At 73.6% G+C, this 13,031-nt stretch carries 13 protein-coding genes; 5 read left to right on the forward strand and 8 right to left on the reverse strand.

Annotation, left to right across the window (positions count from 1 at the left end):
- Positions 1–4: 4 nt before the first annotated feature.
- A complete protein-coding gene (locus Sdagh_RS19340) occupies positions 5–1,081 on the forward strand; it encodes a GNAT family N-acetyltransferase (RefSeq protein WP_190008912.1) in 1,077 nt (358 codons plus the stop codon).
- Here the strand turns inward: Sdagh_RS19340 and Sdagh_RS19345 are convergent.
- A complete protein-coding gene (locus Sdagh_RS19345; RefSeq protein WP_190076645.1) occupies positions 1,070–1,384 on the reverse strand; it encodes a DUF4031 domain-containing protein in 315 nt (104 codons plus the stop codon). The genes Sdagh_RS19340 and Sdagh_RS19345 overlap by 12 nt on opposite strands.
- On the reverse strand, positions 1,381–1,767 hold the full coding sequence (locus tag Sdagh_RS19350) for a DUF8819 family protein (RefSeq protein WP_189414454.1): 387 nt from the start codon (positions 1,765–1,767) through the stop codon (positions 1,381–1,383). Before Sdagh_RS19350 ends, Sdagh_RS19345 begins: the two co-directional genes overlap by 4 nt.
- Before the next feature lie 54 nt (positions 1,768–1,821).
- On the opposite strand from Sdagh_RS19350, the gene Sdagh_RS19355 reads away from it, so the two are divergent.
- The 4 genes from Sdagh_RS19355 (at position 1,822) to Sdagh_RS19370 (ending at position 5,813) form a co-directional block, all read left to right on the forward strand.
- Positions 1,822–2,766 (forward strand): MurR/RpiR family transcriptional regulator, encoded by a 945-nt coding sequence (locus Sdagh_RS19355; protein WP_190076646.1) that lies wholly within the window; start codon positions 1,822–1,824, stop codon positions 2,764–2,766.
- Between the two features lie 120 nt (positions 2,767–2,886).
- The gene (gene murQ, locus Sdagh_RS19360) at positions 2,887–3,813 is read left to right on the forward strand and encodes an N-acetylmuramic acid 6-phosphate etherase (protein ID WP_189414452.1); all 927 of its coding nucleotides are present in this window, start codon (positions 2,887–2,889) and stop codon (positions 3,811–3,813) included.
- A gap of 16 nt (positions 3,814–3,829) precedes the next feature.
- On the forward strand, positions 3,830–5,302 hold the full coding sequence (locus Sdagh_RS19365) for a PTS transporter subunit EIIC (RefSeq protein WP_190076647.1): 1,473 nt from the start codon (positions 3,830–3,832) through the stop codon (positions 5,300–5,302).
- Positions 5,250–5,813, forward strand: coding sequence for a hypothetical protein (locus Sdagh_RS19370; protein ID WP_190008908.1), 564 nt, complete (start codon positions 5,250–5,252; stop codon positions 5,811–5,813). The genes Sdagh_RS19365 and Sdagh_RS19370 overlap by 53 nt, the downstream gene beginning before the upstream one ends.
- Here Sdagh_RS19370 and Sdagh_RS19375 read toward each other — a convergent pair.
- From Sdagh_RS19375 to thrC, 6 genes are all read right to left on the reverse strand, one after another.
- Positions 5,753–7,333 (reverse strand): carboxylesterase/lipase family protein, encoded by a 1,581-nt coding sequence (locus Sdagh_RS19375; protein WP_190076648.1) that lies wholly within the window; start codon positions 7,331–7,333, stop codon positions 5,753–5,755. The two genes, Sdagh_RS19370 and Sdagh_RS19375, sit on opposite strands and share 61 nt — an antisense overlap.
- Positions 7,334–7,412: 79 nt before the next feature.
- Entirely contained in the window at positions 7,413–8,540 is a 1,128-nt protein-coding gene (locus Sdagh_RS19380) for an NADH:flavin oxidoreductase (protein WP_226535447.1), read from the reverse strand.
- Positions 8,541–8,797: 257 nt separating this feature from the next.
- Positions 8,798–10,423 (reverse strand): chaperonin GroEL, encoded by a 1,626-nt coding sequence (gene groL, locus Sdagh_RS19385; RefSeq protein ID WP_189414447.1) that lies wholly within the window; start codon positions 10,421–10,423, stop codon positions 8,798–8,800.
- A gap of 323 nt (positions 10,424–10,746) precedes the next feature.
- A complete protein-coding gene (locus Sdagh_RS19390) occupies positions 10,747–10,950 on the reverse strand; it encodes a cold-shock protein (RefSeq protein WP_004986573.1) in 204 nt (67 codons plus the stop codon).
- Between the two features lie 414 nt (positions 10,951–11,364).
- Positions 11,365–11,640 (reverse strand): MoaD/ThiS family protein, encoded by a 276-nt coding sequence (locus Sdagh_RS19395; protein WP_189414446.1) that lies wholly within the window; start codon positions 11,638–11,640, stop codon positions 11,365–11,367.
- A gap of 88 nt (positions 11,641–11,728) precedes the next feature.
- Positions 11,729–13,021 (reverse strand): threonine synthase, encoded by a 1,293-nt coding sequence (gene thrC, locus Sdagh_RS19400; RefSeq protein WP_189414445.1) that lies wholly within the window; start codon positions 13,019–13,021, stop codon positions 11,729–11,731.
- Positions 13,022–13,031 lie beyond the last annotated feature (10 nt).

Raw genomic sequence — 13,031 nt, forward strand, 5'->3', positions numbered from 1 at the left:
CGCCATGTGGACCGAGGGCGGGGAACAGGTGGAGTCGGCCGTCGCGGGCGCCGTGGCGGCGCTGCGGACGGCGGTGGACCGGGACTGGGAGGGGGCCCGGGCGGCCGGGCTGGAGTGGAGCGTCCGGGACACGGCGGTGCACGTCGCCGAGTGTCTCGTCGCCTACGCCGGACAGCTCACCGGACGGGCCGCCGACAGCTACGTGCCGTTCGAGCTGGTCCTGGAGGACGGCGCCGGCAACGACGGCACGCTGCGGGTCGTCGAGGCGATGGGCGGCCTGCTCACCGCCGCCGTCCGGACCACGCCGCGCGAGGTCCGCGCCTTCCATCCGTACCCCTTCCGCAGCGCGAACCGGGACGGCTTCGCCGCGATGGGCGTCGCCGAGGTGCTGCTGCACACCCACGACATGGCGCGGGCGCTGGACGTGGCGTACACGCCGCCCGCCGACCTGTGCGCGTACGTCCTGACCCGGATCTTCCCGCACGTCCGGCCCGCCGCCGACCCCTGGGCGACCCTGCTGTGGGCCACCGGTCGCGGCGAGTTGCCGGGGCGGGCCCCGGTGACCGCGTGGAAGTGGTGCAACAACCTCGTCCTCGACACCGAGCGCCTCACCCTGGAGGGCGTCACCCCGGCCGCAGCGAGCGACCTCGCCCTCGGCGGCGACGGCGGCCTCGACTGGGCCGGCGACGGCCCGGCCGACGGCACCCGGGTGGGCGCGGGCCTGGTGGCGAAGGCGTACGAGGCGGGCACGCACCGGCCGCAGTGGGGGACGTACGCGCTGGTGCGCCGGGCGGACGGGCTCGCGGTCGGCGCGATGGGCTTCCACGACGCGCCGGACGAGGACGGCCGGGTGGAGATCGGCTACGACCTCGTACCGGCGGCGCGCGGGCACGGCTACGCCACGGAGGCGCTGCGCGCGCTGTCGGCGTGGGCGCTGGAGCAGCCCGGGGTGAGCCGCGTCCTCGCCCTGGTCGAGGCGGAGAACCTCGCCTCGCGGGCGGTGGTGGGGCGGGCCGGGTTCCGGCAGGTGTCGGACGGCTCGGCGGACGGGCAGCCCCTCGCCTTCGAACTACGGCGCTGACGGCTCCCGGCCCTCGGGCCGCTCCCGGTCCCCGGCGGGCCGGTCCCGGCGCTTGGGCCGGCGCAGTCCCGCCGCGCGCAGCAGCCGCACCACCTCGCGGCTGCCCACCTCGCGCGCGCCGGCCCGTACGGCGTCCGCGTAGCGGTGCGCGGGGAGGTCGTAGTGGTCGCGGTCGAAGGCGCGGCGGGGGAGGTCCAGGCGGTCGGCGAAGGCGTGCAGTTCGTCGTAGGAGACGTCGCTGACCAGGTGGGACCACATCCGCCCGTGACCGGGCCAGGTCGGCGGATCGACGTAGACGCTCATGAGGTGGCCGTACCGCCGCCCAGGGCCGTGCCCAGCGCGCCCACGGCGGCGACCCGCACGCCCGCCTCGGAGCAGACCCAGTGCGGGTCGGGGCCCAGTTCCGGCGCGATGTCCAGCGCGTGCGGGCCGCCGGAGCCGCACACCGGGCACAGCGGCCAGCGGCCGTACCGCTCCAGCAGCGCGTCCTGCACGTCCTGCGCGACCAGCCCCGCCACGAACGGGGCACCGTCCGGCCACTGCTCCACCCACCAGCGGCGCTGCGCGACCGACTCCTCGACCAGCGAGACCACGTCCGCCTCGGCGACGTGCGCCGCGACGAGATCGGCGAGGACGAGGGCGCGCGCGGCGTGCAACGCCTGTTCCAGGGGGCTGACGGTGTCCATGCACCCATTGTGCGCACTCTTGACCGGACACCGGACCGAAAATATCTTTCACAGGTGACCGACGACGTGAAGGAAACTTCCAGCCGGGTGCCGCTCGGCGGACCGCGGACCGCGCCGCCCGCGCCCGCCGCCCTCGCGGCCAAGGTCCGCACGCTGGCACCGTCCATGACCCGCTCCATGCAGCGGGTCGCGGAGGCCGTCGCGCAGGACCCGGCCGGCTGCGCCGCCCTCACGGTCACCGGGCTCGCCGAGCTGACCGGCACCAGCGAGGCGACCGTCGTCCGCACCGCCCGGCTGCTCGGCTACCCCGGCTACCGGGACCTGCGCCTCGCCCTCGCCGGGCTCGCCGCGGCCCAGCAGTCCGGGCGGGCGCCCGCCATCACCACGGACATCGCGGTGGACGACCCGATCGCCGGCGTCGTCGCCAAACTCGCCCACGACGAGCGGCAGACCCTCGCGGACACGGCCGCCGGTCTCGACACCGCCCAGCTCGGCGCGGCGGTCACCGCGCTGGCCGCCGCGCGGCGCACCGACGTGTACGGCATCGGGGCGTCGGGGCTGGTCGCCCAGGACCTCACGCAGAAGCTGCTGCGCATCGGGCTGATAGCCCACGCGCACTCCGATCCGCACCTCGCCGTCACCAACGCGGTGCAGTTGCGCGCCGGGGACGTCGCCGTCGCCATCACCCACTCCGGGTCGACCGGGGACGTCATCGAGCCGCTGCGGGTGGCGTTCGAGCGGGGGGCGACGACGGTGGCGGTCACCGGGCGGCCGGACGGGCCGGTGACGCAGTACGCCGACCATGTGCTGACGACGTCCTCGGCGCGGGAGAGCGAGCTGCGGCCGGCGGCGATGTCCTCCCGGACGGGGCAGTTGCTGGTGGTGGACTGCCTGTTCGTGGGGGTGGCGCAGCGGACGTACGCGGCGGCGGGGCCGGCGCTGTCGGCCTCCTACGAGGCGTTGGCCCACCGGCATGGGTCGGGGCGCCGCAGGGCTTGACCGGCGGGGGCGGCCGCGGGTCCGCCGGGTGGACACGCCCACGCGGCGCGGCCGCACAGCGAGACAGCCCCGCGCCCCCGAGGGCATCATCGACACCGACGTTGAGAAGGGCCGCCTTGCATGACTTCCACCCCTGACCTCCGCTCCCAGCTCGACGCGCTGGCCACCGAGGCGTTCCGGCCGGAGTTCGCCGGGATCGACCGGCTGGCGACGCTCGACATCGCCCGGCTCATGAACGGGGAGGACGCCGGGGTCGCCGCCGCCGTCGCCGCGCGGCTGCCCGAGATCGCCGCCGCCGTCGACGCCATCGCCGTACGGATGGGGCGCGGCGGCCGGCTGGTCTACGCCGGGGCCGGTACCGCCGGACGGCTCGGCGTGCTGGACGCCTCCGAGTGCCCGCCCACCTTCAACACGGCGCCCGGTCAGGTCGTCGGCCTGATCGCGGGCGGGCCGGACGCCATGGTGACCTCCGTCGAGGGCGCCGAGGACTCCGCCGGGCTGGCCCGCGCCGACCTGGACGCGCTCGCCCTCACCGCCGACGACACCGTGGTCGGCGTCTCCGCCTCGGGGCGCACCCCGTACGCCGTCGGCGCCGTCACGCACGCCCGCGCGCGCGGCGCCCTCACCGTGGGACTGGCCTGCAACGAGGGCAGCGCGCTGGCCGCCGCCGCCGAGCACGGCATCGAGGTCGTCACCGGCCCCGAGCTGATCGCCGGCTCGACCCGGCTGAAGGCCGGCACGGCGCAGAAACTCGTCCTCAACATGCTGTCGACGATCACGATGATCCGGCTCGGCAAGACCTACGGGAACCTGATGGTCGACGTCCGCGCCTCCAACGAGAAGCTGCGCGCCCGGTCCCGGCGGATCGTCGCCCAGGCGACCGGCGCCGGCGACGAGGAGATCGAGCGGGCGCTGGACGCGGCCGGCGGGGAGGTCAAGCAGGCGGTGCTGATCCTGCTGGCGGGGGTGGACGGCCCGACGGCTGCCCGCCTTCTGGAGGACTCCGGCGGCCGGCTGCGCGCCGCGCTGGGCGCGACGGAGCGGTGAGCCGCAGGCTCGGGGGGTGCACAACGACCCCCGCGCCACCGCCACCGCCCTCCTCCCCCTGGTCGGCGGCCCCGCCAACGTCGTCTCCGTCGCCCACTGCGTGACCCGGCTCCGGCTGGTCCTCGCCGACCGGACCCGGGTCCACGACGCCGACCTGCGGTCCCTGCCCGGCGTGCTCGGCGTCGTGGAGGACGGCCCGTCGTACCAGGTGGTGCTGGGGCCGGGGACGGTCGGGCGGGTGACAGAGGCGTTCGAGGCGCTGCTCGCGGAGCGGGACGGCTCCGCCGACGCCCTCGCCCGGCGCGGCGCGGAGCTGAAGGCCCGCCAGAAGCGGCGCAACGCCACTCCCCTCAAAGCCGCCCTGCGCCGCGTCGCGGACGTCTTCGTCCCGCTCATCCCCGCCCTGATCGGCTGCGGCATCCTCGCGGGCGTCGCCGGCCTGCTGCGCAATCTGCGCCTGCTGCCCGGCCTCACCCCGGCGCTCACGGCGCTCTCCGCCGCCTTCATGGCGCTGATCGCGGTGTTCGTCGGGCACAACACCGCCAAGGAGTTCGGCGGCACCCCGGTCCTGGGCGGCGCGGTCGCCACCGTCGTCGTCTACCCGGGCGTCGCCCAGGTGACCGCGTTCGGCGCGCCGCTCGCCCCCGGCCAGGGCGGCGTCCTCGGCGCGCTCGCGGCGGCGCTGCTCGGCTGCCAGGTGGAGAAGTGGTGCCGGGCCCGCCTCCCCGGCACCCTGGACGTCCTGCTCACCCCCACCCTGACCGTCCTCGTCGCCGGCCTGGCCACCCTCTACGTGCTGATGTACGCGGCCGGCGAGGTGGCGTCCGCCGTCGGCACGGCCGCGACCTGGCTGCTGACCACCACCGGCGTCCTGGCCGGCCTGCTCCTCGGCGGCCTCTTCCTCCCCCTGGTCATGCTGGGCCTGCACCAGGCGCTGATCCCCCTGCACACCACCCTCATCGACCAGCAGGGCCACACCGTCCTGCTGCCGCTGCTGGCCATGGCGGGCGCGGGCCAGGTCGGCGCGGCGGTCGCGGTGTACGTCCGGCTGCGCCACGACACCTCCCTGCGCACCACCATCAGGTCGGCCCTCCCGGCCGGCCTGCTCGGCGTCGGCGAACCCCTCATCTACGGCGTCTCCCTCCCCCTCGGCCGTCCCTTCCTGACGGCGTGCGTGGGCGGGGCGGCGGGCGGCGCGTTCGTCGGCCTCTTCGCGATGCTCGGCACCGAGGTCGGCGCCACGGCCATCGGCCCGTCCGGCTGGGCGCTGTTCCCGCTGCTCGCCGGGGACCGGGGCCTGGCGGTGACGGCGGCCGTCTACGGCGGCGGACTGCTCACGGGGTACGTCGTCGGTTTCGCGGCGACCTGCCTCTTCGGCGGGCTGGGCGGGGTGCGCGGGCCGGGCGACGCCGGTGCGGTGTGCGATTCTGAAGGACATGAACCACGCCCAGCTGACCGCCCTGGGCCGCGCCCTGCGTCTCCTCGGTGAGCACGGCGAGGCCCTGTCCACCGACACCCCCGACGCCAAGGTCCACGAGATGCGGGGCGATCTGCGCCGCGCCCTGGACCTGCTGGAGGAGAGCGTCACGACGGCCGCCCCCAGCACCCGCTGCCCCGAGCACCCCAACGGGCCGGTGGACGAGGCCGCGCCCGACCTGTGCCTGCTGTGCGAGACCCGGCGCCGGTCCGCCCGCCGCGCCGAGTACGGCGGCGGCCCGGCCCGGCCCCGGCCCGTCGAGCCGGTGCAGTCCCGGTACGGGGTGCGGGACGACCGGCCCCAGCCCCAGCAGCGCTGGCTGCCGGAGGCGTGGAACGGCCGGGCGTGGCAGCTGTGCGGCACCCCGCGCCGCGACCGCCGCGAGGCCGAGCTGTACCTGGCGGCGCAGCGCCGCGGTCCCCGCCCCGCGCTCGCCTACCGCCTCGTCCACGAGTTCACGGACTACGAGGTGCTGCGCGTGTGGGGCACCCCGGTCCGCAGGGACGTCGAGCCGATGCCCTGATCCGACCGGCCGAGCAGCGGCAGCGCGGTGATCTCGTGCCCTTCCCACAGGCGCCGGGTGGTCTCCTCCGGGTAGGGGACGACGGCGGGCTCGGTGTCGAGGACCTGCACGAGCCGCCGCTCGGTGTCGTACGCCGGCCAGCCCGGGTCGCCGGTCCTGGCGAACGCCGTCCAGGACGCGCGGAACCGGGCGGACAGCGCGTGCGCCGTCGCGTCGGGCTCGGTCCCGGCGAAGAGCACGATGCCGAGGTCCGCGCCGAAGGTGCCGAAGAGCAGGGGCACGTCGAGGGCGTGGCAGGCGCCGAGCCCGCCGCCGTTGCCGGGGGCCGGCCAGGTCAGCTCGTAGGCGTGGACCCGGCCGCCGCCGGTGAGCTGGGCCTCGCCCAGCCGCATCGTCGGCACGGCGAACAGCCAGTCCGTCTGCACCCTCTCGTACAGCTCGCCGGCGGACGCGTCGGGGAAGGCGGCCCGGTAGGCGGCCTCGCCGCCGGGGGCGTACATCCGCAGCGCGGCCGTCGCCCGGTCCTCGCCGATCCGGCCGAGCTGTCCGGCGAGGGCGGTGAACAGGCGGAACTCGTCGCGGTTGTGGCCGACGACCAGGTCGACGTCCCGGGCCGCCCCGCCGGCCACCGCCCGCCACGGCAGTTCGGGCAGGACGTCACCGTCCACGACGGGCGCGTACGGCGTCACCGTGGGCGCGGCCTGCCCCCAGCGGTCGGCGCGGCCGAGCATCTTCGCGGCCAGCGTCTGCCCGGCCGCGACCAGCCGGTCCGGGGCGACGGCCGCGAGGTCGGCGACGGTCGGGCGCAGTCCCGCCTCCGCGGCGAGGGCGGCGGCGATGTCCCGGGCGAGCGGGTCGGAGAAGAACGTGCCGGGCACGCTCTGCGCGATCGCCCGCCGGAAGAGGCCGCGGGCCCGGTCCATGGCGAGCAGCGCGGCGATCGAGCCGGCGCCCGCCGACTCCCCGAAGACGGTGACCTGATCCGGGTCACCGCCGAAGGCGGCGATGTTCTCCCGGACCCACTCCAGCGCGGCCACCTGGTCGAGCAGTCCCCGGTTGGCGGGCGCGCCCTCGATACGGGCGAAACCCTCCATGCCGACCCGGTAGTTGAAGGTGACGACGACCAGGTCGCCGTCGTCCGCTATCCGGCGGGCGTCGTAACCGGGGCTGCCGGCGTGACCGAGCTTGTAGGCACCGCCGTAGATCCACACCATCACCGGGCGGCGGGCGGCCGGGGCGGCGTCGGGCGTCCAGACGTTGGCCGTCAGCCAGTCGCCGTCGCCCGACCCGGTCGCCGGGCCGGGGACCAGCAGGTCCTGCGGGGGCGGCGGGCCGAAGGCGTACGCCTCCCGGACGCCGTCCCACGCCCGGGCCGGGCGGGGCGCGGCGAACCGGGCCTCGCCGACCGGCGGCGCGGCGAAGGGGATGCCCCGGAAGACGGTGAGACCGTCCTCCCGCCGGCCGCGCACCGCGCCGCCGGTGGTGCGCACCTCGACCTCGCCCACCTCTGTGTCCGTCATCGATCACTCCTCACTGGATACCGCCGGCCGTACGCCAGTTGGTGATCTCACGGACCTTACGCCCGCCCGGGGAACGGGCTCAGCTCAGGGTCTTCAGCGACGCGGCGTCGTACGGCGCCAGTTCGTCGAAGCGGCCCGCGAGGACCTTCTCGGCCCAGTGCGGGTCCTGGAGCAGGGCGCGGCCGACGGCGACGAGGTCGAACTCGTCGCGCTCCAAGCGGTCAAGGAGGTCGTCCAGGCCGCGCAGTTCGGCACCCTTGCCGAGGAACGCCTGGCCGAACTCGCCGTCCAGGCCGACCGAGCCGACCGTGATGACGGGCTTGCCGGTCAGCTTCTTGGTCCAGCCGGCGAGGTTGAGGTCGGAGCCGTCGAACTCGGGCAGCCAGTAGCGGCGGGTGGAGGCGTGGAAGGCGTCGACACCGGCGGCGGCGAGCGGCGCGAGGATCGCCTCCAGTTCCTGGGGGGTCTCGGCGAGCCGGGCGTCGTAGGCGTCCTGCTTCCACTGCGAGTACCGGAAGATGACGGGGAACTCGGCCGACACCCGCTCGCGCACGGCCGCGACGATCTCCGCCGCGAACTTCGTACGGGCGACGGGGTCGCCGCCGTAGGCGTCGGTGCGGCGGTTGGTGCCGGACCACAGGAACTGGTCGACGAGGTAGCCGTGGGCGCCGTGGATCTCGACGCCGTCGAACCCGATGCGCTCGGCGTCGGCGGCGGCCTGCGCGAACGCGGCGACCACGTCGTCGATGTCCTGCCGCGTCATCGGCGTGGCGGTCGGCTCGTCCTCACCGATGCGCAGGCCGGAGGGGCCGTGGGAGGGGGCGTCGGGGTACGGCGCCTGCCCCTCCTTGCGCACCGTCCCGATGTGCCAGAGCTGCGGCACGATCGCGCCGCCCCCGGCGTGCACCGCCTCGGCGACCTTCGCCCAGCCCGCGAGCTGCTCCTCGCCGTGGAACCGGGGCACCCGGTCGCTCAGCCCGGCGGAGGGGTGGCCGACGTACGTCCCCTCCGTCACGATCAGTCCGACGCCGGCGGCGGCGCGGCGGGCGTAGTACGACCGCACGTCCTCCCCCGGGACGCCGCCGGGCGAGAACATCCGGGTCATCGGAGCCATCGCGATGCGGTTGCGGAGGGTCAGGCCGTTGAGGGCGGCCGGACGGGCGAGGATCTCGGCGGCGCGGGCGGCGACATCGGGGGAGGTGGTCACGTGGGGGCTCCTCGGTTCTGCAAGTACCGGTCGGTATGTGCACGCGCATTCATCGTGCGCTCCGCGTAACACGGCTCCCGCCCACGGCATTCCGCCCGCCCCGGCGCCCATGACCCAGCTCACACCCCGCCCGTGCCCGGTGACCGCCGGGGCCGCCCGGCGGTCGCCGGGAAACGCCGAGGGCGGTGCCCCTGTCCCGTGAAGGACAGAGGGCACCGCCCTCGAACGACCGGACGCTCGATCGACCCTGGGGTCGATCAGAAGTCCATGTCACCGCCCGGCATGCCGCCGCCGGCCGGCGCGGCGCCCGCCTTCTCCGGCTTGTCGGCGATGACGGCCTCGGTGGTGAGGAAGAGCGCGGCGATGGAGGCCGCGTTCTGCAGCGCGGAGCGCGTCACCTTCGCCGGGTCGATGATGCCCTCGGCGATCATGTCGACGTACTCACCGGTCGCGGCGTTGAGGCCGTGGCCGACGGTGAGGTTGCGGACCTTCTCCACGACGACGCCGCCCTCGAGACCGCCGTTGACGGCGATCTGCTTCAGCGGGGCCTCCAGCGCGAGCTTCACGGCGTTGGCGCCGGTCGCCTCGTCGCCGTCCAGCTCCAGCTTCTCGAAGACCTGGGAGGCCTGGAGCAGGGCCACGCCACCACCGGCGACGATGCCCTCCTCGACGGCCGCCTTGGCGTTGCGCACGGCGTCCTCGATGCGGTGCTTGCGCTCCTTGAGCTCCACCTCGGTGGCGGCACCGGCCTTGATGACCGCGACGCCGCCCGCGAGCTTGGCCAGGCGCTCCTGGAGCTTCTCGCGGTCGTAGTCCGAGTCGCTGTTCTCGATCTCGGCGCGGATCTGGTTGACCCGGCCGGCGACCTGGTCGGCGGAGCCGGAGCCGTCGACGATGGTGGTCTCGTCCTTGGTGATGACGACCTTGCGGGCGCGGCCCAGGAGGTCCAGGGTCGCGTTCTCCAGCTTGAGGCCGACCTCCTCGGAGATGACCTCGCCGCCCGTGAGGATGGCGATGTCGCCGAGCATGGCCTTGCGGCGGTCGCCGAAGCCCGGGGCCTTGACGGCGACGGACTTGAAGGTGCCGCGGATCTTGTTGACGACCAGGGTCGACAGGGCCTCGCCCTCGACGTCCTCGGCGATGATCAGCAGCGGCTTGCCCGACTGCATGACCTTCTCCAGGAGCGGGAGCAGGTCCTTGACGTTGGAGATCTTGGAGTTGGCGATCAGGATGTACGGGTCGTCGAGGACGGCCTCCATACGCTCCATGTCGGTGGCGAAGTACGCCGAGATGTAGCCCTTGTCGAAGCGCATACCCTCGGTGAGCTCCAGCTCCAGACCGAAGGTCTGGGACTCCTCGACGGTGATGACGCCTTCCTTGCCGACCTTGTCCATGGCCTCGGCGATCAGCTCGCCGATCTGGGTGTCGGCGGCGGAGATGGAGGCCGTGGAGGCGATCTGCTCCTTGGTCTCGACGTCCTTCGCCTGCTCCAGCAGGGCGGCGGAGACGGCCTCGACGGCCTTCTCGATACCGCGCTTCAGGGCCATCGGGTTGGCGCCGGCGGCTACGTTGCGCAGGCCCTCCTTGACCAGGGCCTGGGCGAGGACGGTCGCGGTGGTCGTACCGTCACCGGCGACGTCGTCCGTCTTCTTGGCGACTTCCTTGACCAGCTCGGCGCCGATCTTCTCGTACGGGTCCTCGAGCTCGATCTCCTTGGCGATGGACACACCATCGTTGGTGATCGTGGGCGCGCCCCACTTCTTCTCGAGGACGACGTTGCGGCCCTTGGGGCCGAGCGTCACCTTGACGGCGTCCGCGAGCTGGTTCATGCCGCGCTCGAGGCCGCGCCGCGCCTCCTCGTCGAACGCGATGATCTTGGCCATGTGAAGTGGTCCCTCCAGGACTGGGGGTGATTCCTTCGGACCGCGCCCGCGCCCGCGACGGACGGCTCGCCGGCCTCGTGGTTCCTTCCCATCCGGCCTGCGGGCCTCACCGACCCGGTCCTTCGTTGTCACTCTCACCTTCAGAGTGCTAACGCCAATGATTAGCACTCGACCCCTGCGAGTGCAAGCGCCTCCCCCGGATCGGCGTCCGCGCTCCGCCCCCGGCGAACACGCCCCGGACCGGCTCCCGGGCATGCCGAAGGGCCCGCGCCTGAGACGCGGGCCCTTCGGACGAAGACCGTTCGCTGCGGTGGTCGCGCGGATCAGGCAGTGACGCGGACCATGTCGGCCTGCGGGCCCTTCTGGCCCTGCGAGATCTCGAACTCGACCCGCTGGCCTTCTTCAAGGGTGCGGTAGCCGTCCATCTGAATCGCGCTGTAGTGGACGAAAACATCCGCACCACCGTCGACCGCGATGAAGCCGTACCCCTTCTCCGCGTTGAACCACTTGACGGTGCCCTGAGCCATGCCTAACTCCCCTATTACTGGCCCTTGCACAGACCCGCACTTCGCGGATCCGGGTCAGACCTCGCCCCCCAGGTTGCGGGGGCGTGCGCCGGAACGCGTCGACCGCGGCCGAATGTATCTGTCCAACTGCCCTCTGCAACAGGTCAATTGGACGAGAATTCTGGACGGGAGCGGTCCGGAATATCGCATGAATTCAGCAGATTCCGGGGCAAGTCGGGCCGCATAAAAGTCACAAAAGCCGCGAAGAGTGCGCACACTTTGGCTACATCTAGTCGGGCGCGCGGCAGGAATTCGGGGGCTCCCGATCTCTCGATCGGCAGCGCGTTCCCCAACTGTACCGCGCTCAACCACATGGAATTGCCCCCTCCGCTTCTATTGCGGAGGGGGCAATTCCGGGGACGGTGCGTGACCGGGTCAGCCGCCGGCGACGGCGGGAATGATCGAGACACCGGCCCCGTCGGGGGTGGCGGTCTCCAGGCCCTGCTCGAAACGGACGTCGTCGTCATTGACGTAGACGTTGACGAAACGGCGGAGCTTGCCCTGGTCGTCCAGGACGCGGGCGGAGATGCCGGTGTGGTTCTTCTCCAGGTCGGCGATGACCTCACCGAGGTTCGCGCCCTCGGCGCTCACTTCTGCCTTGCCGCCCGTGTAGGTGCGCAGGATGGTCGGGATGCGGACGGTGACACTCATGACGTTGACCTCCGGTCGGTGGGTCGGCCCAGGGGCGCGGGGAACTGCGCGGCCGGTACCGCCGGCCGCGGACGAGGGACGGCGGCCGTCAGGCCAGCCCCGCCTCGCGGAAGGAGTCGAGGTTCGGCCGGATCGTCGCCGTGAGCCCCGTCCCCGCGACCGCGTCCAGCGTCTTGAGGCCGTCCCCGGTGTTGAGCACGACGGTGGTGAGGGCCGGGTCGAGCACGCCGGCCTCGATGAGCTTCTTCGTCACGCCGACGGTGACCCCGCCCGCGGTCTCCGCGAAGATCCCCTCGGTGCGCGCGAGGAGCTTGATCGCGGCGACGATCCGCTCGTCGTCCACGTCCTCCACCGCGCCGCCGGTGCGGCGGGCGATGTCGAGGACGTAGGGGCCGTCCGCCGGGTTGCCGATCGCGAGGGACTTGGCGATGGTGTCCGGCTTCTGCGGGCGGACCACGTCGTGCCCCGCCTTGAACGCCGTGGACACCGGAGAGCAGCCCTCCGCCTGGGCGCCGAAGATCTTGTACGGCCGGTCCTCGACCAGGCCCAGCTCGATCAGTTCCCTGAGCCCCTTGTCGATCTTCGTGAGCTGGGAACCGGAGGCGATGGGCACGACGAGCTGGTCGGGCAGCCGCCAGCCGAGCTGTTCGCAGATCTCGTACGCCAGGGTCTTGGAGCCCTCGGCGTAGTAGGGGCGCAGGTTGACGTTGACGAAGCCCCACCCCTCGCCGGCCGGGTCGCCGATCAGTTCGGAGCAGAAGCGGTTGACGTCGTCGTAGTTGCCCTCGATGCCGACGAGTTCGCCGCCGTAGACCGCGGCCATGACGACCTTGCCCTGCTCCAGGTCGTGCGGGATGAACACGCACGAGCGCAGGCCGGCGCGGGCGGCGGCGGCGCCGACGGCCCCGGCCAGGTTGCCGGTGGAGGAACAGGACAGGGTGGTGAAGCCGAAGGCGCGGGCGGCCTCCAGGGCCTGCGCGACGACACGGTCCTTGAAGGAGTGCGTCGGGTTGCCGGAGTCGTCCTTGACGTACAGGCCGCCGGTGACGCCCAGCTCGGCGGCGAGGCGGTCGGCCTTGACGAGCTTGGTCCAGCCCGGGTTGATGTTGGGCTTGTCCGCGACGTCGGCGGGGACGGGGAGCAGCGGCGCGTACCGCCAGATGTTCGCGGGGCCCGCCTCGATGCGCGCGCGGAGCTTCTCGGTGTCGTATCCGGAGAAGTCGTAAGCGATCTCCAGCGGGCCGAAACACTCCTCGCAGGCGAAGACCGGGCCGAGGGGCACGCGGTGGCCGCATTCCCGGCAGGAGAGCGCCGCGGCGGGACCGAGATCGACCGGAGCGGCAGCGGGAGAGGTGGTGCTTTCGGCAGTCTGCACAGCCATGGAGGCGAGG

Source organism: Streptomyces daghestanicus, from assembly GCF_020521275.1.
GTDB classification, from domain to species: domain Bacteria; phylum Actinomycetota; class Actinomycetes; order Streptomycetales; family Streptomycetaceae; genus Streptomyces; species Streptomyces griseoviridis.